Origin of the sequence: Nocardioides terrigena (assembly GCF_003047265.1) — a bacterium.
GTDB classification, from domain to species: domain Bacteria; phylum Actinomycetota; class Actinomycetes; order Propionibacteriales; family Nocardioidaceae; genus Nocardioides; species Nocardioides terrigena.
Window position 1 is genome coordinate 480,038 of the sequence record NZ_PZYY01000002.1, and the last position, 26,595, is coordinate 506,632.

Sequence of the window (26,595 nt, forward strand, 5' to 3'; positions counted from 1 at the left end):
CCAGCGGCGGCCGGTCGGGGCGGCAGGCGCTACGAGCCCTCGGCCTCCATCGCCGCCCGGCCGGCCTCGAGCCGGGCTACCGGCACGCGGAACGGCGAGCAGGACACGTAGTCCAGGCCGACCTCGTCGAAGAAGTGGATCGACGCCGGGTCGCCGCCGTGCTCGCCGCAGACGCCGAGGTGCAGGTCTGCGTTGGCGGCCCGCCCGTCGGTCGCGGCGCGGCGTACGAGCGCTCCGACGCCCTCCACGTCGAGGGACTCGAACGGCGACACCGGGAAGACGCCCTGCGCGAGGTAGGTGCTGAAGAAGGACGCCTCCACGTCGTCGCGGGAGAACCCCCACGTCATCTGCGTCAGGTCGTTGGTGCCGAAGGAGAAGAAGTCGGCCGACCCGGCGATCGCGCCCGCCGTCATGGCTGCCCGCGGCAGCTCGATCATGGTCCCGATCTTGTGCGGGACCTCGACGCCCAGCTCCGCCTCCACGTCGTGCGCGAGCTGGACGATGCGGCCCTTGACCAGGTCGAGCTCACGCACGCTGGCCACCAGCGGGATCATGATCTCCGGCTCGGCGTGCCCTCCCTCGCGGATGTGCTGGGCCGCGGCCTCGAGGATCGCGCGGGCCTGCATGGTGAAGAGACCGGGGATCACGATGCCGAGGCGTACGCCGCGCAGCCCGAGCATCGGGTTGGACTCGTGCAGCCGCTGCACCGCCGCGAGCAGCTTGCGCTGCCGCTTCTTGCGCTGGCCGCGCACGTCCGCGACCGCCATCGCGACGCTCAGCTCGGTGATGTCGGGGAGGAACTCGTGCAGCGGCGGGTCGATCAGGCGGATGGTCACGGGCAGGCCGTCCATCGCCTCGAAGATCTTCAGGAAGTCCTGGCGCTGGAGCACCAGCAGCTCGGCCAGCGCCGCGTCCTGCTCGGCCTCGTCCTCGGCCACGATGAGGTTCTCCACGAGCTGGCGGCGCTCGCCGAGGAACATGTGCTCGGTGCGGCACAGTCCGATGCCCTGGGCGCCGAACCGACGTGCGCGCAGGGCGTCCTCGCCCGTGTCGGCGTTGGTGCGCACGCGCAGGCGGCGCTTGGCGTCGGCGTGCTCCATCAGCCGGGCCACCGCCTCGACGACGGGCTGGTCGGTCTCCTCGCCCTCGAAGTGGCGCACCACGGAGGAGTCCACGACCGGCACGGCACCGTCGAAGACCTCACCGGTGGAGCCGTCGATCGAGATGACGTCGCCCTCGCGGACGGTCTTGCCGCCACGCACGGTGAACTCCCCCTCACGGGTGTCGACGTCGAGCGACTCGGCACCGCAGACGCAGGTGCGACCCATGCCGCGCGCCACCACGGCGGCGTGCGACGTCTTGCCGCCACGGCTGGTGAGGACGCCGCGCGCCACCATCATCCCGTGCAGGTCCTCGGGGGTCGTCTCCTTGCGGACGAGGATGACGTCCTCACCCTGCTCGGCCCACTCGACCGCGGTCGCCCAGTCGAAGACCGCCTTGCCGACCGCGGCACCGGGGGAGGCGTTCATCCCCACGCCCAGCAGGTCCTTGGTGGCGGACGCGTCGAAGCGCGGGAACATCAGGTTGGCCAGCTGCTCGCCGGTCACGCGGCGCAGCGCCTCGTCCATGTCGATGAGGCCCTCGTCGACCATGTGGACCGCGATCCGGAACGCCGCCTCGGGGGTGCGCTTGCCGACCCGGGTCTGGAGCATCCAGAGCTTGCCCAGCTCGACGGTGAACTCGATGTCGCACATGTCGCGGTAGTGGTGCTCGAGGGTCGACATGATGCCCAGCAGCTCGTCGTGCGACGCCTTGTCGATGGTCGCCATGTCGGCCAGGGACACGGTGTTGCGGATGCCGGCCACGACGTCCTCGCCCTGGGCGTTCTGGAGGTAGTCGCCGTACACGCCCTGGTCGCCGGAGGCCGGGTCACGGGTGAAGCAGACACCCGAGCCCGACGTCATGCCGCGGTTGCCGAAGACCATGGCCTGGATGTTGACGGCCGTGCCGAGGTCCTCGGGGATCTGCTCCTGGCGGCGGTAGAGGACGGCGCGGGGGGTGTTCCACGAGTCGAAGACCGCACGCACCGCGCGATCCATCTGCTCGCGCGGGTCCTGGGGGAACTCGATCCCGGCGTGCTCGCGGATGATGCCCTTGAACTCCTCCACCAGGGTCCGCAGGTCCTCGACGTCCAGGGCCAGGTCGTCGGTGACGCCCTTGGCGTCCTTGGCCGCGTCGAGGGCGTCGGAGAAGTGCTCGCCGTGGATGTCCAGCACGGTCCCGCCGAACATCTGCAGGAGCCGGCGGTAGGAGTCCATGGCGAACCGCTCGTCCTCGCTCTGCCGGGCGAGACCCGCCACGGAGGCGTCGTTGAGACCGATGTTGAGGACGGTCTCCATCATCCCGGGCATGGAGAACTTGGCACCCGACCGGACGCTGACCAGCAGCGGGTCGTCGGGGTCACCCAGTCGGCGCCCCATCGCCTCCTCGAGCGAGGCGAGGTGCGTGGTCACCTCGGCGGCGAGCCCGTCCGGCTCGGAGCCGTGCTCGAGGTAGGCCCGGCAGGCCTCCGTGGTGATGGTGAAGCCCGGTGGGACGGGGAGACCCAGGTTGCTCATCTCGGCAAGGTTGGCCCCCTTGCCCCCGAGCAGGTCCTTCTGGTCGCGGTCACCGTCGGCGAAGTCGTAGACCCAAGTGTTCACCTCAGGCATCTTGCTCCACCGACGGCGAATTGGGCAGTGCCGACGCGGCACGAGTCGGGCGAAAGCGGGGAACTGGCGTCCGGGCGGTAGATCCGGGGGCCGTCAGCGGCCCGACTCGGTGTAGTCCACCTCGCCGCGCAGCGCCGACTCCACGCGGCGGGCGGTGAAGTCGGCGGCGAGCTCGCGGACCTCCTCGAGGGTGCAGAAGCGTACGTCGCGGATCTCCCGCTCCTGCTTGACCACGTCGTCGAGGACCGCCGGGTCGTGCACGCCGCCGTCGAAGACCAGGCAGACGGCGTCGTCCCAGCCGCCCCACGGCGGCAGCCAGTCGGTGAGCAGCAGCTCACCGGCGTCGAGGGCCAGCCCGAGCTCCTCCTCCACCTCACGGACCACCGCGACCCGGGGGGACTCGCCGACCTCGACGACGCCGCCGGGGAGGTCCCAGTCCTGCTTGTAGGTGAGCCGGCAGAGCAGGACGCGGTCGGCGGGGTCGCGCACCAGCATCTGGCTGATCGCCCGCTTGCGCGGCAGGAAGGAGTTGAGCAGCGCGCGGAAGCCGCCGGGCTCGTTGACCGGCGCGTCGGTGGCCAGGCGTGCGTAGACGATCCGGTCGGCCGGTCCGTCGTCGACGGTCACGCCGCGCATCACGCCCTCGCGGTGCATGCCGGACCAGGTCGCCGTCCGCTGCGCACCCTGGTCGTCGGGGTCGACGAGCGTCTCGACGCGGGGGTGGTGGACGAGCGCCTCCGCGACCTCGCGGCGTACCTCGTCGATCGTGTGGTCTGCCGTCCAGGTGAGGCGGGCGACCCCCTCGGCGACCGTCGTCACGGTGATGGGCTGGCTCACCCGGCCACCCTAGCCAGAGCGTGAGCACCCGCCCCGCGACGCCTGCTCACGCGGTCCCCGGGCCCCCGGCGGTCAGGTGGAACGCCGGCTGCGACAGGGCGGGTACGACGACGACGCGCGGCGGGCGGCCGAGCGCGGCCGCCGTCTCGCGCAGCGCTTCCTCCACGGTGGCCGTGGTGCGGGCACCCATCGCCCGGGCCAGGTCGGGCCGCTTGGCCCCGGCGAGGAAGAACTGCGAGGAGTGCTCGCGGGCGATGCCGCCGACGTAGATCATCGAGAACGCGTGGAACGGGTGGTAGCCGTAGTGGTGCCGGTAGTGGTAGACCCACTCGGGGTCGGTGGCGAGCTCCTCCTGGTGCTGCACCATGTCGGCCGGGTGCTGGCAGGCCTGGAGCCGCTCGAAGGCCGCCTCGTACGGCGGGAACTCGGTGCTGTTGAACCACCCGTCGCACACCGCCGCCGCGATCACGACCGGCTTGTCGACCAGCGCCCGCTTGGCGCGGACCAAGCTGGAGCCGACGGCCTGGGTCATCAGGATGGGGTTGGAGCCCATGCCCGGCCCGTAGTGGAAGTTGCGCGGGATGCCGACGACCAGCACGTCGGCCCGTCCCTCCCAGGGCGCGTCGATGCGCAGGTCGGTGCGGGCCGTGGCCAGCGGCCACGAGGCCTGCTCCACGTCGGGGATGCGACCGGCGTAGACGCCGAGCTGGCGCGAGCGGGAGTCGAGCACCGCGTCCACGCTGAAGAAGGGCTGCGGCATCTCCTGCTCCATCCGCTGCCCGATCGCGCGCAGCTGGTCGCGGAAGCGGCTGCGGGTGGACACCGGCACGAAGTCCTCGCGGTAGAGGCTGCGCGGAGCGTGGTGGGACGCGATCGAGCGCCAGCTGGTCAGGCCGGTGGCGGGCATCTTGTAGCCACCGCTGAAGCCGCCGTACGGGTTGCCGGCCGTGTGCCCGATGAGGATGGTGAGGTCGCTGTCGACGACGGCGCGGTTGACCTGGACGGGGTCGCCGAGCTCGGAGAGACCGAGGTCGACCATGCCGGCGGGGTCCTCGGCGTCGTGGTTGACGACGTTGGCGCGGGGGAGTCGGGCGAGCGCGTCGCGGCCGAGGTAGGCCTCGAACTCCTCCCAGCGGTTCTTGCGGTGCAGGCCGATCGCGCAGACGAGGCGGATGTCCTCGGCCGCGACGCCGGCCCGCTCGAGGTCGTCGAGCAGCTGGGGGAGGACGACACGCCGGTGGGCGGTCTCGTGCTGGCCGCCCTTGACGCGGTCGGGGAAGGCGATGGTGACCGTCTGCCCGGGGCCGACCAGGTCACCGATCGGCCCGCAGCCCAGGGGCGCGTCGAGCGCGGCGCGGGTGGCGCCCACGGGGTCGGCGAGCGGTTCCGGCTCGTGGTCGGTGCGGTCCGCGGAGACCACCACGGAGTCGTCGGGGACCTCGACGGTGACGTGTCCGTCGCCGTACTCCAGCTCGACCTGCATGTGATGCCCTTCACGTCGGAGGATTTGCCTGTTACACATTACATCCAATGTGCATGCTAATGTGCATCAAGTCGATCGACTTTAACTCAGGAGGACATGTGACGGCGCTCCGACGCACCGTCCTGCCGTTCGCAGGGTTCGCCGTGGTGATCGCGGCGTGGTGGCTGACCGCCACCACCGGCATCACCGGCAAGGAGGTCCCCACGCCGGGCGAGGTCTTCGCCGCGGCCTGGGAGGGCCTGCGCGAGCCCGAGGGACTGCTCGTCGACATCCGGCTCAGCGTCCTGCGGGTGCTGATCGGCGTCGCCGTCGGGTGCGCACTCTCGCTCCCGGTGGGCTTCGCGCTCGCGTGGTTCCCCACGCTGCGCGCGATGTTCGACCCGATCATCAACTTCTGCCGGGCGCTGCCGCCGATCGCGCTCTCGCCGCTGGTGATCATCTACGTCGGCATCGGGGAGGAGGCCCGGCTGCTCGTGCTGGTCTGGGCGGCGTTCTTCGCCTCGGTCGTGGTCCTCTACGAGGGGATCGCGGCGGTGGAGGACATCTACGTCCGGGCCGGACGGGCGCTCGGCGCGTCCGACCTCGAGCTGTTCCGCCGGGTGATCGTGCCGGCCACGGTGCCGCAGATGTTCGTCGCGGTCCGGGTGGCCCTCGGGGTCTCCTGGGCGACGCTGGTCGCGGCCGAGCTCATCGCCGCCCAGCGCGGGCTCGGGTGGACGATCCAGAGGTCGGCGAGCTTCTTCCGGACCGAGGAGGTCTACGCCGGGATCCTGCTCATCGGGTTCTGCGCGCTGCTCATGGACATGGGGGTCCGCCTGGTGCAGGCCCGGGCCGTCAGCTGGCAGGAGCGGGTGGTCCGATGACCGGCGACAGCAGTGCCCGGATCGCCTTCGACGACGTCCACGTGGGCTTCGGCCGTGGCGGCAAGCGGGTGGAGGTCATCGACGGCGTGTCCTTCGACGTCCGCCCCGGCGAGTTCGTCAGCGTGCTCGGCCCTTCGGGCTGCGGCAAGTCGACGCTGCTCAACGTGGCGGCCGGCTTCCTCGCCCCCGACGCGGGCGAGGTGCGCTTCGACGGCGAGCGCGTCACCCGCCCGGACAGCCGCCGGGGCGTGGTGTTCCAGCAGTACGCGATCTTCCCGTGGCTCACCGTGGAGAAGAACATCGCCTTCGGCCTCACCCTCAAGCGCAACCGCCGCTCCCGGGCCGAGACCCAGGAGAGCGTCCGGCGCTACATCGAGCTGATGGGGCTCGAGGGCTTCGAGAAGTCCCCGCCCAAGCAGCTGTCGGGCGGCATGCGGCAGCGGGTCGCCCTGGCCCGCGCCTACGCCACCGACCCCGACGTGCTGCTCCTCGACGAGCCCTTCGCCGCGCTCGACGCGCAGACCCGCGAGTTCATGCAGGAGCTCCTCCACGAGGCCAGCCAGGCCGAGCGTCGCGCCGCGATGCTGATCACCCACTCGGTCGAGGAGGCCATCTACCTCTCCCACCGGATCGTCGTCCTGGGCAACCGGCCGACCCGGGTCCACGAGGTCGTCGACGTCGACGTCCCCTGGCCGCGCTCGCCCGAGTCGCGGCTCCAACCCGAGTTCCTCGAGCTGCGTGGGCACCTCGAGGGCGTCATGCGCTCCCTCTCGGGGAGCGCCTTCCGAAAGGCACACCCATGAGATCACTCCGCAGGCTGCGTGTCCTGACCACCGGGCTGGCCACCGGCCTCGCCCTCACCCTCGTCTCCGCGTGCGGCGCCCTCGACGAGGGCGGCGAGACTGACTCCGGGGCCGAGGGCGGCACGACCGTCAAGATCGGCTACCTCCACACCATCGCCGTCGACGACAAGCTCTGGCTCGGCCAGGTCGACGGGCAGTGGGCCGACCACGGCCTCGACCTCGAGGTGACCGAGTTCGCCACCGGCATCGAGCTGAGCCAGGCCCTGGCCGGCGGCAGCCTCGACGTCGCGATCATGGGTGGCGTCACCTCCAACTTCCCGGCCCAGGGCCAGGGCCAGATCTTCATGCTCAACTCGATCGAGAACGCCACCGCCCGGCTCTGGGCCGCACCCGGCAGTGGCATCAAGAGCGCCGCGGACCTCGAGGGCAAGACGGTGGTGACCACCGAGGGCACCACCGCCGACATCTTCCTGCACCGCGCGCTCACCGAGGCCGGTGTGGACCGCAAGGACGTCGACGTGGTCAACGCCAAGATGCCCGACGCCGTGCAGGCGTTCGTGGGCGGCTCCGCCGACGCCATCGCCCTGTGGGTCCCCTTCGACCTGCGCGTGCAGGAGGCCATGCCCGACGCCGTCGAGATCGACGACGCGGGCAACTACCCCGATGCGGCCGTGGGTGACGGCTGGATCGCCAACAACGACTGGTACGCCGACAACGAGGACACCGTCCGCACGATCATCGACGCGTGGCTGGACGTCAACGACGACTTCCGCGAGGACCCCGAGGGCTCCCTGGAGACGGTCCACGCCGAGGCCTACGAGGGGGCGGCCACCCTGGAGGACCTCCAGTACCAGGTGCAGAGCCAGACCGACTACACCGCCGAGGAGTGGCTGGCGGCCTACGAGGACGGCACCGTCCTCGACGTCGTGGGCACCGCTGAGCAGGCGTACGTCGAGCTCGGCGGCGTGCCGGAGTACGTCGAGCCGTCGGAGTTCTTCGACACGTCGCTCTTCATCGAGCAGGCGAAGGCGCACCTCGAGTGACGACCCGTCCGCACGGCACCGTCGGCGTCGTCGGGCTCGGGGCGATGGGCGGCGCGATCGCCGCCGCCCTCGCCGCGGACCGGCGCGTCGTCGTGCACGACCCGTCCCCGGAGGCCGCCGCGAGGGGAGCGGCCTCCGGGTGCGAGGTGGCGCCATCGCTGGCGGCCCTGGGGGAGGCCGTGGACACCGTCGTCCTCTCCCTGCCCGACGCGACCGTGGTCGCGGCCGTGCTCGAGGTGCTCCTGGCCGGGGACGCCCCGCCGACGCTGGTCGTCGACACCTCGACCATCGGACCGGCCGACTCGCGCACCCAGGCCGCCCGGTGTGCCGGGCGCGGGGTCGCGTACGTCGACGCCCCGGTGCTCGGCCGGCCGGCGGCGGTCGGTCGCTGGACGGTCCCGGTCGGCGGGTCCACCCCTGGGCTCGACCTCGCCGACCTGCTCGCGCCGGTCGCGGCGCGCGTCGTACCGGTCGGGGACGTCGGGGCCGGCGCCACCGTCAAGGTGGTCAACAACCAGATGCTGGCGATCATCAACGCCGGCACGGCCGAAGCCCTGGCGCTGGCCGCGGCGGCCGGGCTCGACCCGGGCGTCTTCGTGGACACCGTCATCGACAGCGGGGCCGCGTCGGTGAGCGGTCTCTTCCGCGACGTGGCGCCGCGCGCCGTGGACGGCGACTACGACCCGGTCTTCTCGCTGGCGCTGATGCGCAAGGACAACGCGCTCGCGGTGGCCCTGGCCGCGGAGTCCGGGGTCCCGGTGCCGGTGTCCGCGGCCGCCCTGGCCCTGCACACCGACGGCGTCGAGGCAGGTCTCGGGGCCCGCGACTCGATCGCGGTGCTGGGGGTCCTGGAGCAGGCGTCGGGCGTCCCCGCGCGGCGTGGCAGTTGAAGGAGTCCCCGGTGACCGTGGACGATCGGCCCGTGATCTCGCGCCAGCGCCTCGCCGACCAGGTGTACGCCGTGCTGCGCGGCCAGATCCTGGCGCGCGAGCTCGTGCCGGGCGACCACCTCAGCGTGCCCGTCCTCGCCGAGTCGCTCGGCCTCTCCCGCAGCCCCGTCCGGGAGGCCGTGCAGCGGCTGGTCGTGGAAGGGCTGGCGGTCGAGGAGTTCCACCGTGGCGCCCGGATCGCGGGCGTGGACGCGGACGACCTCGCCGACGTCTATGCCGTGCGCGGTGCGCTCGAAGGGCTGGCGGCGGGGCTGGTCGCGAGCCGGCACGACGCCGCCCTGCTGGCGGCGCTGCGGGCCTCCATCGCCGACCACGGCGAGGCCATCAGGGCCGGGGACGAGCAGGCGATCATCGCCGCCGACCAGGCCTTCCACCAGGCCGTCCTCGACGCGGCGGGCAACGAGCACCTCACGCGTGCGCTCGGCCCGCTGCTCGGCCGGGCCCAGGTGGCGATGCTGTCGGGCGACCTCTCGCGGTGGCCGCGCAAGGCGCTGACCGAGCACCGCGCGATCCTGGCCGCCATCCGTGCCGGGGACGCCGACGCCGCTGCGGCAGCGGCGTCCGCCCACGTGCGGGCCGTGCTCGCCCGGCACCAGGGACTCGGCTGACCATCACCGCCACGTCGCGGGTCGGGGCGGGCCCGACCCGCGACGCGGTGACTCAGCCGGTCTCGTCGCGGAACGCTCAGTCCGACTCGTGGCGGAACCACAGTGTCGCCAGCGGCGGCACCACGATGTCGGCGTACGCCGGGTGGTGCCCGTGCCCGCCCTCGATCGCCTGCACCGCGCCGAGGTTGCCGACGCCCGACCCGGTGTAGGCCGTCGCGTCGGTGTTGAGCACCTCGGTCCAGCGTCCGGTGGCCGTCAGCGGCAGGCGGTAGCCCTCGTGCGGCAGCGCCGCGAAGTTGGCCACGCACACGACGTCCGGCTCACCGGGGGAGCGGCGCACGAAGGAGAAGGTGTTGCGGTTGGCGTCGTTGGCGTCCAGCCACTCGAAGCCCTCCGGGGAGTTGTCCCGGCCCCACAGGGCGCCCGACGCGACGTACGCCGCGTTCATGTCGCGCACCATGGCGTGGACCCCCGAGTGCTCGGGGTGCTCGAGCAACCACCAGTCGAGCTCGCGGGACTCGGCCCACTCCGACTCCTGGCCGATCTCGGCGCCCATGAAGAGCAGCTGCTTGCCGGGGTGCGCCCACATGAAGGCCAGGTAGGCCCGCAGGTTGGCCAGCTGCTGCCACCGGTCGCCCGGCATCTTGCGCAGCAGCGAGCCCTTGCCGTGCACGACCTCGTCGTGGCTGATGGGCAGCACGTAGTTCTCGGTGAAGGCGTAGACCAGCGAGAACGTCATCTGGCCGTGGTGGTGGCTGCGGTAGATCGGGTCCTTGGACGCGTAGCCCAGGGAGTCGTGCATCCAGCCCATGTTCCACTTGAAGCCGAAGCCCAGGCCGCCGTCGGACGTCGGGCCGGTGACCCCCGGCCACGCGGTCGACTCCTCGGCGATCGTCACCGCGCCGGGCACCCGCTTGTAGACGGTGGCGTTCATCTCCTGGAGGAACTGCACCGCCTCGAGGTTCTCCCGACCACCGTGGACGTTGGGGCTCCACTCGCCGTGCTCGCGGCCGTAGTCGAGGTAGAGCATCGACGCGACGCCGTCGACGCGCAGGCCGTCGGCGTGGAACTCCTCGAGCCAGTAGAGCGCGTTGGCGTAGAGGAAGTTGCGCACCTCGTGGCGGCCGAAGTTGAAGATGTGGGAGCCCCACTCCTTGTGCCAGCCGCGCTGCGGGTTGGGGTCCTCGTAGAGCGGGGTGCCGTCGAAGCGGGCCAGCGCCCACTCGTCGGTGGCGAAGTGGCCGGGGACCCAGTCCAGGATGACGCCGATGCCGGCCTGGTGCAGCCGGTCGATGAGCCGCTTCAGCCCGTCGGGGTCGCCGAAGCGTGCGTCGGGGGCGAAGTACGACGTGACGTGGTAGCCCCACGAGCCGCCGAACGGGTGCTGCATCACCGGCATCAGCTCGACGTGGGTGAAGCCGAGGTCGTCGAGGTAGGGGACGAGTGCGTCGGCGATCTCGTCCCACGCGTAGATGTCGCCGCCGTAGTGGCGCCGCCACGAGGCGAGGTGCATCTCGTAGATCGCCATCGGCTCGTCGACCGGCTGCTTGCCGGCCCGGGCCGCGATCCACTCCGCGTCGTTCCACTCGTAGTCGGAGGCCCACACGATGGAGGCGGAGCTCGGCGGCTTCTCGGCGTAGAACGCCATCGGGTCGGCGCGGTCCGCCCAGGCGCCGTCGGCGCCGCGCAGGCGGTACTTGTACTGCGAGCCGAGGCCGGCCTCGGGGACCAGGACGTGCCAGACGCCGGAGTCGCCCACCCGGCTCATCGGGTGCTGCGAGCCGTCCCAGCCGGCCCACTCGCCGGCGACCTGGACCTCCAGCGCGTTGGGCGCCCACACGCGGAAGGCCGTGCCGTCCGGGGTCGGGTGGGCGCCGAGGACCTTCCAGAGCTCCTCGTGGCGCCCCTCGTTGATGAGGTGGATGTCGAGCTCGCCGGGCGCGCTCGGGTCGGTGACGACGGCCGGGGTGCCCGGGGACCCGGTGGTGCCGGTGCTCCCGGGGGTGCCGGGCGTCTCGGGGGTCTCGGGGGTCGGGGTCGTGGGAGTGCTCATGCCTGCTCCATCCTGGCCAGCGCGTCGAGCGGGATGTCCACCCATGCCGGCCTGTTGCGGGCCTCGTAGACCGCCTCGTAGACGGCCTTGTCGGCCACGTACGCCGAGAGCAGGGTCTGCTCGTCGGCGGTGAGCTCGCGTCCGGCGTACGCCGCCAGGAACGCTCGTGCGTTGCGTGCGGACCACTCGGTCGCGCGGTAGGACTTCTGCTCCTCCGAGCCCTCGAAGGGATCGGCCGCGAAGCCGGTCATCATGACCACGCGCGGGGCGTAGTCGAAGGACCGGAGCATCCCGGCGACGTCACGCCACGGCGAGTCCGGGAGCATCCGCTCGGAGAGCGGCTTGGCCGGCTCGCCCTCGAAGTCGACGATCTTCCAGCCCCGGACCGTGCGCAGCGTCTGGCCCAGGTGGAGGTCGCCGTGCACCTGCTGGACGGTCACCTCGCCGAGCGCGGCCAGCGCGTCGTACGTGGACCGGACCTTGGCCTCGTGCTCGGCGAGCGCGGGCACCACGGCCAGGGCGGCGTCGAGGCGGGTGCGCATGGCGTCGGCCAGCGCGGCCGTCTCATCGGCCGAGCGGGTGGTGACGGGGAAGTGCGCGGCCAGCGTCTCGTGCGTCTCGGCGAGCGCCGTGCCGAGCCGGGAGGCCTCGCCGGCGAAGTCGCCGCCGACCTCCTCCGCGTGCAGGTCCGCCTCGGCGAAGAGGTTGCGGACGCTGGAGAGAGCGAGGTCCCAGCCGTCGGAGGCGGTGCGCAGGAACTGCTGGAGCATCGCCAGCTGGATCGTGGTGTCGGCCTCGTCGTCGACCACGTCCAGCCAGCCGTAGAGCGCCGCCACGTGGTCGGAGCCCGCCCGGGTCAGCACCTCGTGGATCGAGATGTCCGGGTTGACGCCCGGCGTGACCTTGCGGAAGACCTTCATCAGAGAGTCCTCGCCGAAGGCCACCGAGGAGTTGGACTGCTCGCCCTTGAAGAGGGTGGAGTGGACGGTGAGGTCGAGCTCGTGGCCCTCGACGCGGTGGAAGGCCAGCTGGTCGCGGGTCACCCGGCCGTCGGTGACCTCGGCGAAGGCCCGCAGCCACAGGCCCATCGCCTCGCGGTCGTGGACGGCGTCGTAGACGAACGCGTGACCGAAGTCGTCGTCGTGCCACTCGCCGACCGAGGCGTGCTCGAGGCGCTCCTGGTGCTCGGCGTAGTAGGCCAGCGGCAGCTGGTAGAGCTCGGTCTCGCCCGTGTCGTAGGTCAGCTCGGCGAGCTCGATCGTGACGTGCAGGCCCGGCGGCGGGTCGGGGAGCTCGCCGACGCGGCGTACGCCGGTCAGGGTCCAGTCCCGGCCCTTGCCGCCGAACCAGCGGGCTCCGGCGATGAAGTCGCGCAGCGTGTCGCTCACGGGTTGACCTCCTCCTCGACGAGCCGCATCCAGTAGAAGCCGTAGCCGCCCAGGGTGAGCAGGTAGGGGAGCTCGCCGATCCGCGGGAACGGCACGCCGCCGAGCAGCTCGACGGGGACCATGCCCTCCCAGTGGCGCAGGTCGAGCTCGACCGGCTGCGGGAAGCGGGACAGGTTGTTGATGCAGAGGATCACGTCGCGGTTGCCGTCCTCGTCCACGTGCTCGCGGATGTAGGACAACACGCACGGGTTGGAGCCACCGAGGTCGGTGAAGCTGCCGAGCCCGAAGGCGTGGTGGCGCCGGCGGGCGTGCACGAGGCGGCGGGTCCAGTGCAGCAGCGAGGAGGAGTTCTCCAGCTGCGCCTCGACGTTGACCGACTGGTAGCCGTAGACCGGGTCCTGGATGGCCGGCAGGTGCAGGCGCCCCGGCGTGGCGGAGGAGAAGCCGGCGTTGCGGTCGGGGGTCCACTGCATCGGCGTGCGTACGCCGTCGCGGTCACCCAGCCAGATGTTGTCGCCCATCCCGATCTCGTCGCCGTAGTAGAGGACGGGGGAGCCGGGCAGTGACAGGAGCAGCGCGGTGAAGAGCTCCATCCGGTTGATGTCGTTGTCGAGGAGCGGGGCCAGCCGCCGGCGGATGCCGATGTTGGCCTTCATGCGGGGGTCCTTGGCGTACTCCTCCCACATGTAGTCGCGGTCCTCGTCGCTCACCATCTCGAGGGTCAGCTCGTCGTGGTTGCGCAGGAAGATGCCCCACTGGCAGTTGTCGGGGATCTCGGGCGTCTGCTCGAGGATCTCCGAGATGGGGAAGCGCGACTCGCGGCGCACGGCCATGAAGATGCGCGGCATCACCGGGAAGTGGAACGCCATGTGGCACTCGTCGCCGCCCACGCTGGCGTCGCCGAAGTACTCCACGACGTCGGCCGGCCACTGGTTGGCCTCGCAGAGCAGGACCCGGCCGGGGTAGTTGTCGTCGACGAACTTGCGGCACTTGCGGAGGAACTCGTGGGTCTCCGGGAGGTTCTCGCCGTTGGTGCCCGGCCGCTCGTAGAGGTAGGGCACCGCGTCGAGCCGGAAGCCGTCGAGGCCCATGTCCAGCCAGAACGCCATGGCCTCGAGCATCGCGTCGTGGACCTTGGGGTTGTCGAAGTTGAGGTCCGGCTGGTGGTGGAAGAACCGGTGCCAGAAGTACTGCTGGCGCACCGGGTCCCACGTCCAGTTGGACGGCTCGGTGTCGACGAAGATGACGCGGGCGTCCTCGTAGAGCTCGTCGGTGTCGGACCAGACGTAGAAGTCGCCGTACGGGCCCTCGGGGTCCTCGCGGCTGGCCTGGAACCACGGGTGCGCGTCACTCGTGTGGTTCATGACGAAGTCGATGATCACCCGGATGTCGCGCTTGTGGCACTCGTCGAGGAAGTCGTGGAAGTCCTCGACCGTCCCGCACTCGGGGAGGATGTTGGTGTAGTCGGCGACGTCGTAACCACCGTCGCGCAGCGGCGAGGTGAAGAACGGCGGCACCCACAGGCAGTCGACGCCGAGCCACTGCAGGTAGTCGAGCTTCTCGATCAATCCCTTGAAGTCGCCGACGCCGTCGCCGTTGGAGTCGCGGAACGACCGGACCATCACCTCGTAGAAGACCGCCGTCTTGAACCAGTCGGGCGTCGCCGCGGTCGTCGAGGTGTCCTCGAACTCCTCGTGGCCGGTCTCGGTGGTGATGTCGGGGACGCTGGACGTCGTCAACGGGGCCTCCTGACGGAGATGATGTGGGCGGGCTCGTGGCCGGGGTCGAGGCGGACGTAGTTGTGCTGGCTCCAGCTCCACTCCTCCCCGGTGATCTGGTCGTGCGCGACGAACGAGTCGTGCCAGTCCAGCCCGAGGGCCGGCATGTCGAGGTGGATCATCGTCTCCCGCGTGCCGTGCGGGTCGACGTTGACCACGACGAGGACGACGTCGTCGCCGTGCTTCTTGGAGTAGACCAGCACGCTGTCGTCGTCGCTGTGGTGGACCGTGAGGTTGCGCAGCAGCTGGAGGGCGGGGTGCTCGCGGCGGATCGTGTTGAGCCGCGTGAGGTACGGCGCGAGGGTGCGGCCCTCGGCCTCGGCGCCCTCCCAGTCGCGGACGCGGATCTGGTACTTCTCCGAGTCGAGGTACTCCTCGCTGCCCGGCTTGACCGCCACGTGCTCGTAGAGCTCGTAGCCGGCGTAGACGCCCCAGCTCGGGGAGCCCGTCGCCGCGATGGCCGCGCGCACCTTGAACGCTGCCGGCCCGCCGTACTGCAGGTAGCCGTGCAGGATGTCGGGGGTGTTGACGAAGAAGTTGGGCCGCATCAGGTGGTCGGACTGGGTCGCGACCTCCGTGAGGTAGTCCTCGAGCTCGCGCTTGCCCGTGCGCCACGTGAAGTACGTGTAGCTCTGGTGGTAGCCGATGGCCCCGAGGCCGTGCATCATCGCCGGGCGCGTGAACGCCTCGGACAGGAACAGCACGTCCGGGTCGGTGCGGCGGATCTCCTTGAGCAGCCACTCCCAGAACGCCAGCGGCTTGGTGTGCGGGTTGTCGACGCGGAAGATCCGCACGCCGTGGGACATCCACAGCCGCACGATGCGCAGGACCTCGCGGCAGATGCCCGTCGGGTCGTTGTCGAAGTTCATCGGGTAGATGTCCTGGTACTTCTTCGGCGGGTTCTCCGCGTAGGCGATGGAGCCGTCGGCGCGGGTGCTGAAGAACTGCGGGTGGCTGGTGACCCACGGGTGGTCGGGCGCCGCCTGGAGCGCGAGGTCGAGCGCGACCTCGAGGCCGAGCTCGCCGGCACGCGCGACGAAGGCGTCGAAGTCGTCGAAGTCGCCCAGGTCGGGGTGGATGGCGTCGTGCCCGCCGTCCTTGCTGCCGATCGCCCAGGGCGACCCGGTGTCCTCCGGGCCGGGGGTGAGGGTGTTGTTGGGGCCCTTGCGGTTGACCTCGCCGATCGGGTGGATGGGCGGCAGGTAGATGACGTCGAAGCCCATGTCGGCCACGGCGTCGAGACGCTTCGCCGCGGTGCGGAACGTGCCGGTGGTGACCTTGCCGGTCTTCGGGTCCTTGGTCGCCCCCTCGGAGCGGGGGAAGAACTCGTACCAGCTGCCGAAGAGCGCACGGGTGCGGTCGGCGTAGATCGGGTAGGGGCCCTCGGTCGAGACGAGCTCGCGCAGCGGGTGGGCGCCCAGCACGCCCCACAGCTCGGGGCTCTGCATGGCCGCGAGGCGGGCCTCGACCGGGCGTCGGCCGTCGCCGGCGGCCTGCGCGGCGCCGCTGACGACCGAGCGCTCGTGGTCGTCGAGGTCGCCGGCGGCGACGACGCGCTCGAGGAGCAGTCGCCCCTCGGTGAACATCAGCTCGACGTCGACGCCGGCGGGGATCTTGAGCCCGGCGTCGTGCTCCCAGGTGGCGAGCGGGTCGGACCAGGCCGAGATCTCGAACGTCCAGGCGCCCTCGGTGTCCGGGGTGACCCACGCGTCGTACCGGTCCGGCACCTCGCCGTGCTTGACCATCCGCTGCGGCGCGCGGCGGGCGCCCGACGGGTCGGTCAGCACCACCTCGGCGCTCAGCTGGTCGTGCCCCTCACGGAACACCGACGCGCGCACGGGCAGGGGTTCACCGACGGTGGCCTTCGCCGCCTGTCGACCGAGGTCGACGACGGGGGAGACGTCCATGACGGGTATGCGTCCAACCATGCGCCCACACTTGCGAACCCGAGGGGCTGGCGCAAGCCGGGGACCCGTCGCGTCTCACCGGGACCACCCCTGGGGTGGGAGCGGCTGTCGCGGAACTTCTTGGATCGATCAAAGAAATGCCCTACGGTCGGTCCGTGCGAGCGATACGACGATTCACCGTCCGTCCTGTCCTGCCCGAGCCGCTGGCCGGCCTGGCTACCCTGGCCGGCAACCTGCGCTGGTCGTGGCACCCGGAGACGCAGGACGTCTTCCGGGCGATCGACGAGCGGCTGTGGGCCGGGGTCAACCACGACCCGGTGCGCCTGCTGGGCGCCGTGGGCCGCGAGCGCCTCGACGAGCTGGCCGGCGACCAGGTGTTCCTCGAGCGGCTGCGGGTCGCGACCGAGTCGCTGGAGCACTACCTCCACGGCGAGCGCTGGTACGCCCGCAAGGCCGGCGCCGACGCGCCCCGCTCCATCGCCTACTTCTCACCCGAGTACGGCATCACCGCCGTCCTCCCGCAGTACTCCGGCGGCCTCGGCATCCTGGCCGGCGACCACCTCAAGGCGTCCTCCGACCTCGGCATCCCGGTCACCGGCGTGGGCCTCTTCTACCGCCACGGCTACTTCAAGCAGTCGCTGTCCCGCGAGGGCTGGCAGCAGGAGACCTACCCGGTCCTCGACCCCGACGAGCTGCCGCTCACGCTGCTCCGCGAGGCCGACGGCTCGCGGGCCATCGTCTCGATCGACCTCCCGGGCGGCCAGCCGCTGCTGGCCCGCGTGTTCGTGGCGCACGTCGGGCGCGTCCCGCTGCTGCTCCTCGACTCCGACATCGAGGAGAACCCGCAGCACTACCGCGACGTCACCGACCGCCTCTACGGCGGCAACTCCGAGCACCGCCTCCGCCAGGAGCTGCTGCTCGGCGTGGGTGGCGTCCGCGCCCTGCGCGTCTACTCCCGGATCACCGGCGCCCCGGCTCCCGAGGTGTTCCACACCAACGAGGGCCACGCCGGATTCCTCGGCATCGAGCGGATCCGCGAGCTCACCGTCGGCGAGGGCGGCCCCGGCCTCGACTTCGACACCGCGCTCGAGGTGTCGCGCGCCGGCACCGTCTTCACCACGCACACCCCGGTGCCCGCCGGCATCGACCGCTTCCCGCGCGAGCTCGTCCAGCAGTACTTCGGTGGCGAGGCGTCCCCGACCCCGGGCGTGCCCGTCGACCGGGTGCTCGCCCTCGGCGCCGAGGACTACGAGAGCGGCGACGCCGCGGTCTTCAACATGGCCGTCATGGGCTTCCGCCTCGCCCAGCGCGCCAACGGCGTCTCCCAGCTGCACGGCCACGTGTCGCGCGGCATGTTCAACGGCCTCTGGCCGGCCTTCGACGAGGCCGAGGTCCCGATCGGCTCGGTCACCAACGGCGTGCACGGCCCGACCTGGATCGCCCGCGAGATCTTCGACCTCGCCGCCGAGCTGGGTGCCGACGTCGACGGCGACGACACCGACGGCCTGTGGCCGCTGGTGGACCGCATCGACGGCAAGCGCCTGTGGGACCTCAAGCGCACCCTGCGCGGCAAGCTCGTCGACGACGCGCGCGTCCGGCTGGCCAAGTCGTCGGCCAAGCGCGGCTTCGCGCCGGCCGAGCTCGGCTGGATCGAGACGGCCCTCGACCCCGACGTGCTGACCATCGGCTTCGCGCGGCGCGTGCCGTCGTACAAGCGGCTGACCCTGATGCTGCGCGACCCGGCCCGCCTCAAGCGCCTGCTCCTCGACCCCGAGCGCCCGATCCAGCTGGTCATCGCCGGCAAGTCGCACCCGGCCGACGACGGCGGCAAGAAGCTCATCCAGGAGATGGTGCGCTTCGCCGACGACCCCGAGCTGCGGCACCGGATCGTCTTCCTGCCCAACTACGACATCGCCATGGCCCAGCCGCTCTACCCCGGCTGCGACGTGTGGCTCAACAACCCGCTGCGCCCCTACGAGGCGTGCGGCACGTCCGGCATGAAGGCCGCGCTCAACGGCGGCCTCAACCTCTCGATCCTCGACGGCTGGTGGGACGAGTGGTACGACGGCAACAACGGCTGGGCGATCCCGTCCGCGGACGGCGTCGACGACCAGGACCGGCGCGACGACCTCGAGGCCACCGCGCTCTACGAGCTCATCGAGAACGAGGTCGCCCCGCGCTTCTACGACGTCGACGAGCAGGGCGTGCCCACGCGCTGGGTGGAGATGCTGCGCCACACGCTCAAGTCGCTCGGCCCCAAGGTGCTGGCCACCCGCCAGGTGCGCGACTACGTGCGCGAGCTCTACGCGCCGGCCGCCCAGACCTCGCGCGCGCTCAACTCCGACTACACCGGTGCCCGTGAGCTGTCGCAGTGGAAGCAGCACGTGCGTGGCGCCTGGGGCTCGGTGCGGGTCGAGCACGTCGAGTCCGAGGGCGTCGGCGACGCCGCCGAGGTCGGGGCCACGCTGTCCGTCCGCGCCTACGTCGCGCTCGGAGACCTCACCCCCGACGACGTCGAGGTGCAGGTCGTCCACGGCCGCCCCGGCGCCGACGACGAGCTGCTCGACCAGGTGACCTCGTCGATGCACGTCTCGGAGTCCTACGAGGGCAACCGGCACCGCTTCGACGCCGACGTGCAGCTCGACCGCTCGGGCCCGTTCGGCTACACCGTGCGGGTCGTCCCGCGCAACGAGTCGCTGGCCTCGGTGGCCGAGCTCGGGCTGGTCTCCACGCCCGCCTGAGGTGAGGGCGGCCCGGGCGACCACCCGGGCCGTCAGCCCCCGCGGACCCCTCCGCTGCCGACGAACGCGGCGATGGGCGGCAGCACCGCGGCCACCATCGACATGGCGACCGCCAGCGGCGTCGACCACAGCCGCACCCAGGTCCACGCCAGCAGGATGAGCACCAAGCACGTTCCCATGATCAGGAAGTACCACCGGCGGCGTCGGCGCAGCTGGTCGCTCAGTGACGGGGGCACCCCGGTCACCGGCTGCACGCGGTCGCGGCGTCGCACGCCTCCACGGTAGTCCGCGTCCGCGCCCGCGGCGGCGCCACGCCGTCGTGCCCGTCCACGACGGGCGCGCCGGGTGGCGGGCAGACTGCACAAGCACGATCAAGCGAGCGCGCCCCGGCGCGAGCAGGGTGGGGTCATGACGACAGCGGCCGACACGTTCGCCTCGTTCCTCGCCCTGCTCGCCGAGACCCTCGACCTCGACGGCGAGGAGCGGGCCCGCAGGATGCACCTGTCGCGGTTCCACCTCGACCGGATCGTCTCGGCGACCGCTGGCGAGCCACCCGGGCGGATGCGGCGACGCCTCCTGCTCGAGCGGGCCGCCTACCAGCTGGTGGTGACCGACCGGCAGGTCGTGGACGTGGCGATGGAAGCGGGCTTCGATTCGCACGAGGGGTTCACGCGCGCCTTCCGGCGTGAGTACGGCGCGGCCCCCTCCCGCTGGCGTCGGCACCCGACGCGGATGCAGCTGCCTGCGCCGAGCCGGGTTCACTTCCACCCACCTGGCACGCTCCGGCTGCCCACCACCACGAAGGTGACTCCGATGGACCTGATGACGCGCATGATCGAGCACCACCTCTGGCTCACCGGCGAGATGCTGGACCGGGCCGCCCGTCTCACCGACGACCAGCTCGACGCACCGATCGAGATGCCCATCGGCACCATCGACGCCGACATGTCGATCCGGTCGGTGCTGGGCCGCCTCGTCGGCCAGCTCACGCAGTGGAACGCCGCCTCCTCCGGGCGCCGTTATGACTGGGACGAGCGCGGCAAGGGACTGGTGACGTTGCGCCGCGAGCTGGCGGAGGAGGGGCCGGCGTTCCTGGCCCAGGTGCGGGAGACGATCGAGGAGGGTCGGCTCGACGACACGTTCGTCGACGTCACCTGCGAGCCGCCGCGGGTCTTCACCTACGGGGGCATGGTCGCGCACGTTCTCACCTTCGCCGCCGTACGCCGGCTGGTCGTCCTCGGAGCTCTCGAGACGGCCGGCATCACGGACCTCGACGCCGGTGACCCCGCGCAGTGGGTGGCGACGCCGAGCTGATCCGCGCGGAGCGGCGAGCGAGGCGCGAGACGGCTCAGGTCTTCTTCCGGCGCTCCTCGCGTGCGGTGCTGCGGGCGACGGTGAGCGCCATGATCCGGGCCACGGCGAGGGCGAGGTAGAGCATCCCGGCGATCTGCTCGATCATCACGAAGGACCGTGCGTGCGGGCGGACCGGCACGATGTCGGACAGCCCCAGGCTGGTCATCGTGGTCACCGACAGGTAGAGCATCTCGAACCACGCCCTGGCCTGCAGCGGGTCGCCGACGGCGGTGAACGAGTCGGGCACCACCACGTCGACGGCGAGGTAGACGTAGGCGAAGCCCCACGCCACCACGGTGAACGTGGCGCCGGTGGCGTAGAGCTCGTCCGTGGTCACGATGTGGTCGTCGAACATGTACCGCAGCAGCGCGTAGGCGGTGTAGAAGTAGAACGCGGCGTGGAAGACGGCCGACCACAGGACGACGGCCTCCACACCGGGTGCCACGGCCTCCCAGATCGTGAACACGACGACCGGCACGCCCAGGACGGCCGAGACCCAGCTCAGGGCCGGCGTCATCCGCACCGCGAAGACGGCCAGCGCGAGCACGAACAGCGCGAAGATCGAGAAGATCGCCCGGCCCAGCGGGGCGTCGCTGAGGAACGGGTAGACGAGGATCCCCAGCAGCTGGACGATCAGCAGGTCGGCACAGGGGTGGCGGACGACCGGGATGGTGCGCCAGTTCACGCCTTGACCTCCCGGATGACCACGACCGAGCGGGCCTCCTGCTCGAGCGACTCGCCCGAGGTCACCACGGTGCCGATCGGGTTGTGCGGGCAGGTGGACAGCACCACCTCGCCCTTGTTGACCCACTCGTTGCGGGGCAGCCTCACCGTGACGTCGTCGGGGGAGGCGTTGAGCCAGATGACGAACGACGAGTCGCGCAGCTGCTCCCCGCGCGGGCCGGGGGAGCGGAGCGGGTCGCCGGAGACGAACATCCCCACCGTGTGCAGGGCGTCGTCGTGCCAGTCGTCGGGGGTCATCTCCCGGCCGTCGGGGTGCATCCAGGCGAGGTCCTTGGCGCCGCCCTTGATGGCCGGGCGTCCCTCGAACCAGTGCCGCTGACGCAACGCGGGGTGGTCGCGGCGCAGGCGCAGCGCCGTCTTGGTGATCTCGTAGACGTCGAGCCACGCGTCGTCGGGGCGCCAGTCGACCCACGAGGTGGCGTTGTCCTGGCCGTAGGCGTTGTTGTTGCCGCCCTGGGTGCGCCCGCGCTCGTCGCCGGCGGTGAGCATCGGCACCCCGTTGGACAGGCACAGCGTGACCATCAGGTTGGCCGCCTGGCGACGCCGCAGCGCGATGACGTCCGGGTCGTCGGTCTCGCCCTCGACCCCGCAGTTCCACGACCGGTTGTTGTCGGTGCCGTCGCGGTTGTGCTCGCCGTTGGCCTCGTTGTGCTTGAGGTTGTAGGACACGAGGTCGCGCAGCGTGAAGCCGTCGTGGGCGGTGATGAAGTTGACCGAGGCGTACGGCGAGCGCCCGTCGTCGGCGTACAGGTCGCTGGACCCGGCGAGCCGGGTCGCCACGGTCCGCACGCCGGAGGTGTGCCGGCGCCAGAAGTCACGCACGGTGTCGCGGTACTGGTCGTTCCACTCCACCCACGGCGGCGGGAACTCCCCGACCCGGTAGCCGTCCATCGAGGCGTCCCAGGGCTCGGCGATGAGCTTGACGTGCCGCAGCACCGGGTCCTGTCCGATCGCGGTCATCAGGTGGCTGCCGAGGTCGATCTCCTGGCCCGTGCGGGTGAGCGCGCTCAGCAGGTCGAAGCGGAAGCCGTCCACGTGCATCTCGCTGACCCAGTAGCGCAGCGAGTCGAGGATCATCCGCAGGCTCTGGGTGCGGCTGGCGTCGACGGTGTTGCCGCAGCCGGTGACGTCCCAGTAGGTGTCGGGGGCCGGGTCGGCGCGCGGGTCGCGCTGGACGACGCGCTGGTAGTAGCCCAGGTCGTCGAGGCCCCGGAAGCTGAGCGTCGGACCGTCGGGTCCGGCCTCGGCGGTGTGGTTGTAGACGACGTCGAGGATCACCTCGATGCCCGCCTGGTGCAGTGCCTTGACCATCTGCTTGAACTCCGCGACCTGCTGCCCGCGGTCGCCGGAGGAGGAGTAGGCGTTGTGGGGGGCGAAGAAGCCCAGCGAGTTGTAGCCCCAGTAGTTGACCAGCCCGCGCTCGGCCAGCGCCGGCTCGCTGAAGAACTGGTGCACGGGCAGCAGCTCGACGGCGGTCACGCCGAGGTCGTGGAGGTACTCCACGACGGCGGGCGTCGCCAGCCCGGCGTACGTCCCGCGCAGGTGCTCGGGGACGCGGTCGTGCAGGGCGGTCATGCCCTTGACGTGCAGCTCGTAGATGACGGTGTCGCGCCAGCGGCGGCGCAGGGGGACGTCGCCCTCCCAGTCGAAGGCGGGGTCCACGACCACGCTGCGCGCGGTGTACGGCGCGGAGTCGAGGTCGCTGCGCAGCTCCGGGTGCTCGACGTCGTAACCGTAGAGGGCCGGGTGCACGGTGAGGTCCCCGGCGATCGCGGACGCGTAGGGGTCGAGGAGCAGCTTGGCCGGGTTGAAGCGCAGGCCGCGGTCGGGGTCCCAGTCGCCGTCGATGCGGTAGCCGTAGCGGGTGCCCGGGCGAAGGTCGGGGACGGCGCAGTGCCAGATGCCGAGGGAGTGCTCGGTGAGGTCGATGCGGCGCTCGGCGTCGCGGTCGTCGTACAGGCACAACCAGGCGGCACGCGCCAGCGGCGCGTAGACGGCGAAGTTGGTCGACTCCGACGACCACGTCGCGCCCAGCGGCCAGTTGCGCCCCGGCCACACCTCGGTCGTCTCGTCGTGGTGCTCCCACATTCCCGGTGTCACGCCCGGCATTGTCCCTGATTGAATGACACGACCTTCCAGAGGACCACGCACAGAGCACGAAGGAGCGACATGACTGACGCAACCCGGGAGTTCGTCCGGCTCGAGGTGGCCGACGGAGTGGCCACGATGCGCCTCGACCGGCCCAAGATGAACGCGCTCAACGTGCAGGTGCAGGAGGAGATCCGGGCCGCCGCGCACGAGGCGACCGAGCGCGACGACGTGAAGGCCGTCGTGGTCTGGGGCGGCGAGCGCGTCTTCGCCGCCGGCGCGGACGTCAAGGAGATGGCCGACATGTCCTACACCGACATGGTCAAGCGCTCCGGCGGCCTGCAGTCCGCCTTCTCCGCGGTCGCGCGGATCCCCAAGCCGGTGGTGGCGGCGGTCAACGGCTACGCCCTCGGCGGCGGCTGCGAGCTCGCCCTGTGCGCCGACATCCGGATCGCGGCCGACGACGCCACGCTGGGCCAGCCGGAGATCCTGCTCGGGATCATCCCCGGCGCCGGCGGCACGCAGCGGCTCACCCGCCTGGTGGGTCCCAGTCGGGCCAAGGACCTGATCTTCACGGGCCGGTTCGTCGCCGCCGACGAGGCGCTGGCCATCGGCCTCGTCGACCGGGTGGTCCCGGCCGCCGAGGTCTACGACACCGCCGTCGCCTGGGCCGGGCAGTTCAGCAACGCCGCGTCGTACGCCGTCCGCGCGGCCAAGGAGACGATCGACCGGGGCCTCGAGGTCGACCTCGAGACGGGCCTCGAGATCGAGCGCCAGCAGTTCGCCGCACTCTTTGCCACCGAGGACCGTGCCATCGGCATGCAGTCGTTCGTTGAGCAGGGGCCGGGCAAGGCGGCGTTCGTGGCACGGTAGCCGCGCCCGCCCCCGGCACGACCCCTGCTAACGACACGACCACGCACCGGAAGGACCACCCAGTGGCCAAGGAAGACACCACCTCGACGAAGAAGCGCAGCGCCGCGAGCGCGGTCACCACCGTGCGCGCCCGCCTCGCCCAGCTGGTCTGGCTGGTCTGCGTGCTGTGCGCGCTGGCGCTCGCGTCCGGAGCGCTGCTGGTGGCGCTCAAGGCCAACACCGACAACGCGCTCGTCGTCTTCATCCTGGACGCGGCCGACGCCGTCGACCTCGGCGTCTTCGACCGCAACGACGGCATCATGAAGTTCGAGGGGGAGAACGCCGCGACCAAGAACGCCCTCGTCAACTGGGGCCTCGGCGCCATCGCGTGGCTCGTGATCGGCCGGATCCTGGACCGGATCATCCGTCCCTGACCCGGGACGTCCCTGACAGCGTCACTGTGAGTAACCCCACCGCGGACCCTGTTCCGCGGTGGGGTTACTGACTTGTAACCTCGCCACCACACCATCCTCGGATCCGATGGGCCCCCTGCCCACGGAGAACCAGCACAGGAGGGGCCGCAAAGGCCACACACCATGAACATTGTCGTCTGTGTGAAGTACGTGCCCGACTCGACTGCCGACCGGCACTTCGAGGAGGACTACACCGTTGACCGCGTCGGCGTGGACGGTCTGCTGTCCGAGCTCGACGAGTACGCCGTCGAGCAGGCGCTGCAGCTCAAGGAGAAGCGCGCCGACGAGGAGGTCACCGTGACCGCGCTGTGCGTGGGCCCGGAGAAGGCCGTGGACGCGGCCCGCAAGGCGCTGCAGATGGGTGCCGACAAGGCGGTCCACGTCCTCGACGACGCGATCGCGGGCTCCGACTACGCCGCCACCTCGCTCGTGCTGGCCAAGGCCATCGAGAAGATCGGTGTGCCCGAGCTCGTCATCTGCGGCATGGCCTCGACCGACGCGTCGGGCAGCGTCATCCCGGCGATGCTCGCCGAGCGCCTCGGCCTGCCGCAGGTCACGCTGGCCTCGGTGATCGAGTCCCAGGGCGACCAGGTCCGCATCAAGCGCGACAACGAGGGCTCGACCGAGGTGATCGGCGCCACGATGCCGCTGGTGCTCTCGGTGACCGACCAGTCCGGTGAGGCCCGCTACCCGTCCTTCAAGGGCATCATGGCGGCGAAGAAGAAGCCGATGGAGGTCCTGTCCCTGGCCGACATCGGCGTCGAGGCCGACCAGGTCGGCCTGTCGGTGGCGTGGACGCAGGTCGCGGACACCACCGCCCGCCCGCCGCGCACCGCCGGCGAGATCGTCAAGGACGAGGACGGGTCGGGTGCTGTGGCGCTGACCGAGTTCCTCGCGTCCAAGAAGTTCATCTGAGGAGCTGCGTAGACATGTCTGAAGTTCTTGTTGTCATCGACCACGCCGAGGGTGAGGTCAAGAAGCCGACGTACGAGCTGCTCACCATCGCCCGTCGCCTCGGCGAGCCGTCCGCGGTGTTCTTCGGTGCCCCGGCGCAGGGTGACCCGGTGGCCGAGAAGGTCAAGAAGTACGGCGCGGAGAAGGTCTACGTCATCGACGACGCCGAGCTGAAGGGCTACCTCGTGGCCCCCAAGGCCGAGGCGCTGCAGCAGCTGGTGGAGAAGACCTCCCCGGCCGCCGTGCTGATCCCCTCGACGTTCGAGGGCAAGGAGGTCGCGGCCCGCCTCGCGATCAAGACCGGCTCCGGCCTGATCACCGACGCGGTGGACGTGCAGGAGGGTCCGGTGACCACGCAGAGCGTGTTCGCGGGCAACTACACCGTCACCGCGAAGGTCACCCAGGGCACGCCGATCATCACGGTCAAGCCCAACTCGGCCGCCCCGGAGGAGACCGAGGGCGCCGCCGCGGTGGAGGCGTTCGCCGTCACCATCTCCGACGTCGCGAAGACCGCGCAGATCATCGCCGCGCAGCCGCGCCAGTCGACGGGTCGCCCCGAGCTGACCGAGGCCGCGATCGTGGTCTCGGGTGGTCGTGGCACGGGCGGCAACTTCGAGCCGATCGAGCAGTTCGCCGACTCCCTCGGTGCGGCCGTGGGTGCCTCGCGTGCCGCGGTCGACTCGGGCTGGATGCCGCACGCGTTCCAGGTCGGCCAGACCGGCAAGACCGTGTCGCCGCAGCTCTACGTCGCCAACGGCATCTCCGGTGCGATCCAGCACCGGGCCGGGATGCAGACCTCGAAGACCATCGTGGCCGTCAACAAGGACGAGGAGGCCCCGATCTTCGAGCTCGTGGACTTCGGCGTGGTGGGCGACCTCCACACCGTCCTGCCGGCCGCGACCGAGCAGGTCACCCAGCGCAAGGGCTGACCCCGCGTCGTACGACGAACGCCCCCGACCACTGTGG

General features: G+C 71.2%; 21 protein-coding genes. 11 read left to right on the forward strand and 10 right to left on the reverse strand.

Features of this window, described 5'->3' with window-relative positions; genetic code table 11:
* Nucleotides 1-29: 29 nt before the first annotated feature.
* The 3 genes from ppdK to DAE25_RS06310 all read right to left on the reverse strand — a co-directional run bounded on the left by ppdK (nucleotide 30) and on the right by DAE25_RS06310 (nucleotide 5,031).
* Complete coding sequence (gene ppdK, locus DAE25_RS06300) at nucleotides 30-2,711, reverse strand: pyruvate, phosphate dikinase (RefSeq protein WP_107765340.1); 2,682 nt, start codon at nucleotides 2,709-2,711, stop codon at nucleotides 30-32.
* A 93-nt stretch (nucleotides 2,712-2,804) separates the two neighbouring features.
* Nucleotides 2,805-3,548 carry an NUDIX hydrolase gene (locus tag DAE25_RS06305; RefSeq protein ID WP_107765341.1) on the reverse strand — a complete coding sequence of 248 codons (744 nt, stop codon included), beginning with the start codon at nucleotides 3,546-3,548 and terminating at the stop codon, nucleotides 2,805-2,807.
* 46 nt (nucleotides 3,549-3,594) lie between these two features.
* Nucleotides 3,595-5,031, reverse strand: a complete 1,437-nt coding sequence (locus DAE25_RS06310; protein ID WP_159083607.1) for a lactate racemase domain-containing protein — start codon at nucleotides 5,029-5,031, stop codon at nucleotides 3,595-3,597.
* 98 nt (nucleotides 5,032-5,129) lie between these two features.
* Between DAE25_RS06310 and DAE25_RS06315 the strand changes: the two genes are divergently transcribed.
* Genes DAE25_RS06315 through DAE25_RS06335 form a run of 5 tightly spaced genes read left to right on the forward strand, consistent with a single transcriptional unit; the run spans nucleotide 5,130 to nucleotide 9,298 of the window.
* Entirely contained in the window at nucleotides 5,130-5,894 is a 765-nt protein-coding gene (locus DAE25_RS06315) for an ABC transporter permease (protein ID WP_159083608.1), read from the forward strand.
* Complete coding sequence (locus DAE25_RS06320; protein ID WP_107765344.1) at nucleotides 5,891-6,697, forward strand: ABC transporter ATP-binding protein; 807 nt, start codon at nucleotides 5,891-5,893, stop codon at nucleotides 6,695-6,697. The genes DAE25_RS06315 and DAE25_RS06320 overlap by 4 nt, the downstream gene beginning before the upstream one ends.
* On the forward strand, nucleotides 6,694-7,740 hold the full coding sequence (locus DAE25_RS06325; protein WP_107765345.1) for an ABC transporter substrate-binding protein: 1,047 nt from the start codon (nucleotides 6,694-6,696) through the stop codon (nucleotides 7,738-7,740). Before DAE25_RS06320 ends, DAE25_RS06325 begins: the two co-directional genes overlap by 4 nt.
* Nucleotides 7,737-8,630: an NAD(P)-dependent oxidoreductase gene (locus DAE25_RS06330; protein WP_107765346.1), complete on the forward strand. Its 894-nt coding sequence runs from the start codon at nucleotides 7,737-7,739 to the stop codon at nucleotides 8,628-8,630. The genes DAE25_RS06325 and DAE25_RS06330 overlap by 4 nt, the downstream gene beginning before the upstream one ends.
* An 11-nt stretch (nucleotides 8,631-8,641) precedes the next feature.
* Nucleotides 8,642-9,298, forward strand: a complete 657-nt coding sequence (locus tag DAE25_RS06335; protein WP_159083609.1) for a GntR family transcriptional regulator — start codon at nucleotides 8,642-8,644, stop codon at nucleotides 9,296-9,298.
* Between the two features lie 76 nt (nucleotides 9,299-9,374).
* Here the strand turns inward: DAE25_RS06335 and glgB are convergent, their stop codons facing one another.
* The 4 genes from glgB to DAE25_RS06355 are packed head-to-tail and all read right to left on the reverse strand — an operon-like array spanning nucleotide 9,375 to nucleotide 16,445.
* Nucleotides 9,375-11,351 carry a 1,4-alpha-glucan branching protein GlgB gene (glgB, locus tag DAE25_RS06340; RefSeq protein ID WP_234410881.1) on the reverse strand — a complete coding sequence of 659 codons (1,977 nt, stop codon included), beginning with the start codon at nucleotides 11,349-11,351 and terminating at the stop codon, nucleotides 9,375-9,377.
* The gene (locus DAE25_RS06345) at nucleotides 11,348-12,739 is read right to left on the reverse strand and encodes a maltokinase N-terminal cap-like domain-containing protein (RefSeq protein ID WP_107765349.1); all 1,392 of its coding nucleotides are present in this window, start codon (nucleotides 12,737-12,739) and stop codon (nucleotides 11,348-11,350) included. Before DAE25_RS06345 ends, glgB begins: the two co-directional genes overlap by 4 nt.
* Nucleotides 12,736-14,454, reverse strand: coding sequence for a maltose alpha-D-glucosyltransferase (gene treS, locus DAE25_RS06350; protein ID WP_234410896.1), 1,719 nt, complete (start codon nucleotides 14,452-14,454; stop codon nucleotides 12,736-12,738). Before treS ends, DAE25_RS06345 begins: the two co-directional genes overlap by 4 nt.
* A 20-nt stretch (nucleotides 14,455-14,474) precedes the next feature.
* Complete coding sequence (locus DAE25_RS06355) at nucleotides 14,475-16,445, reverse strand: alpha-1,4-glucan--maltose-1-phosphate maltosyltransferase (protein ID WP_107765351.1); 1,971 nt, start codon at nucleotides 16,443-16,445, stop codon at nucleotides 14,475-14,477.
* A 134-nt stretch (nucleotides 16,446-16,579) separates the two neighbouring features.
* On the opposite strand from DAE25_RS06355, the gene glgP reads away from it, so the two are divergent.
* Nucleotides 16,580-19,165 (forward strand): alpha-glucan family phosphorylase, encoded by a 2,586-nt coding sequence (gene glgP, locus DAE25_RS06360; protein ID WP_107765463.1) that lies wholly within the window; start codon nucleotides 16,580-16,582, stop codon nucleotides 19,163-19,165.
* Between the two features lie 32 nt (nucleotides 19,166-19,197).
* Here glgP and DAE25_RS06365 read toward each other — a convergent pair whose 3' ends face one another.
* Nucleotides 19,198-19,437, reverse strand: coding sequence for a DUF3099 domain-containing protein (locus DAE25_RS06365; RefSeq protein WP_234410883.1), 240 nt, complete (start codon nucleotides 19,435-19,437; stop codon nucleotides 19,198-19,200).
* A gap of 136 nt (nucleotides 19,438-19,573) precedes the next feature.
* On the opposite strand from DAE25_RS06365, the gene DAE25_RS06370 reads away from it, so the two are divergent.
* The gene (locus tag DAE25_RS06370) at nucleotides 19,574-20,479 is read left to right on the forward strand and encodes a helix-turn-helix domain-containing protein (protein WP_107765352.1); all 906 of its coding nucleotides are present in this window, start codon (nucleotides 19,574-19,576) and stop codon (nucleotides 20,477-20,479) included.
* 34 nt (nucleotides 20,480-20,513) lie between these two features.
* Here the strand turns inward: DAE25_RS06370 and DAE25_RS06375 are convergent, their stop codons facing one another.
* Nucleotides 20,514-21,203, reverse strand: a complete 690-nt coding sequence (locus tag DAE25_RS06375; protein ID WP_107765353.1) for an ion channel — start codon at nucleotides 21,201-21,203, stop codon at nucleotides 20,514-20,516.
* On the reverse strand, nucleotides 21,200-23,362 hold the full coding sequence (glgX, locus tag DAE25_RS06380; protein WP_199907454.1) for a glycogen debranching protein GlgX: 2,163 nt from the start codon (nucleotides 23,360-23,362) through the stop codon (nucleotides 21,200-21,202). Before glgX ends, DAE25_RS06375 begins: the two co-directional genes overlap by 4 nt.
* A 69-nt stretch (nucleotides 23,363-23,431) precedes the next feature.
* Between glgX and DAE25_RS06385 the strand changes: the two genes are divergently transcribed.
* The 4 genes from DAE25_RS06385 (at nucleotide 23,432) to DAE25_RS06400 (ending at nucleotide 26,558) form a co-directional block, all read left to right on the forward strand.
* Nucleotides 23,432-24,223: an enoyl-CoA hydratase/isomerase family protein gene (locus DAE25_RS06385; RefSeq protein WP_107765355.1), complete on the forward strand. Its 792-nt coding sequence runs from the start codon at nucleotides 23,432-23,434 to the stop codon at nucleotides 24,221-24,223.
* Nucleotides 24,224-24,285: 62 nt separating this feature from the next.
* Nucleotides 24,286-24,636 (forward strand): hypothetical protein, encoded by a 351-nt coding sequence (locus DAE25_RS06390; RefSeq protein WP_234410884.1) that lies wholly within the window; start codon nucleotides 24,286-24,288, stop codon nucleotides 24,634-24,636.
* A gap of 162 nt (nucleotides 24,637-24,798) precedes the next feature.
* Nucleotides 24,799-25,590 (forward strand): electron transfer flavoprotein subunit beta/FixA family protein, encoded by a 792-nt coding sequence (locus DAE25_RS06395; protein ID WP_107765356.1) that lies wholly within the window; start codon nucleotides 24,799-24,801, stop codon nucleotides 25,588-25,590.
* 14 nt (nucleotides 25,591-25,604) lie between these two features.
* A complete protein-coding gene (locus tag DAE25_RS06400; RefSeq protein WP_107765357.1) occupies nucleotides 25,605-26,558 on the forward strand; it encodes an electron transfer flavoprotein subunit alpha/FixB family protein in 954 nt (317 codons plus the stop codon).
* The last annotated feature ends 37 nt before the right edge of the window (nucleotides 26,559-26,595 follow it).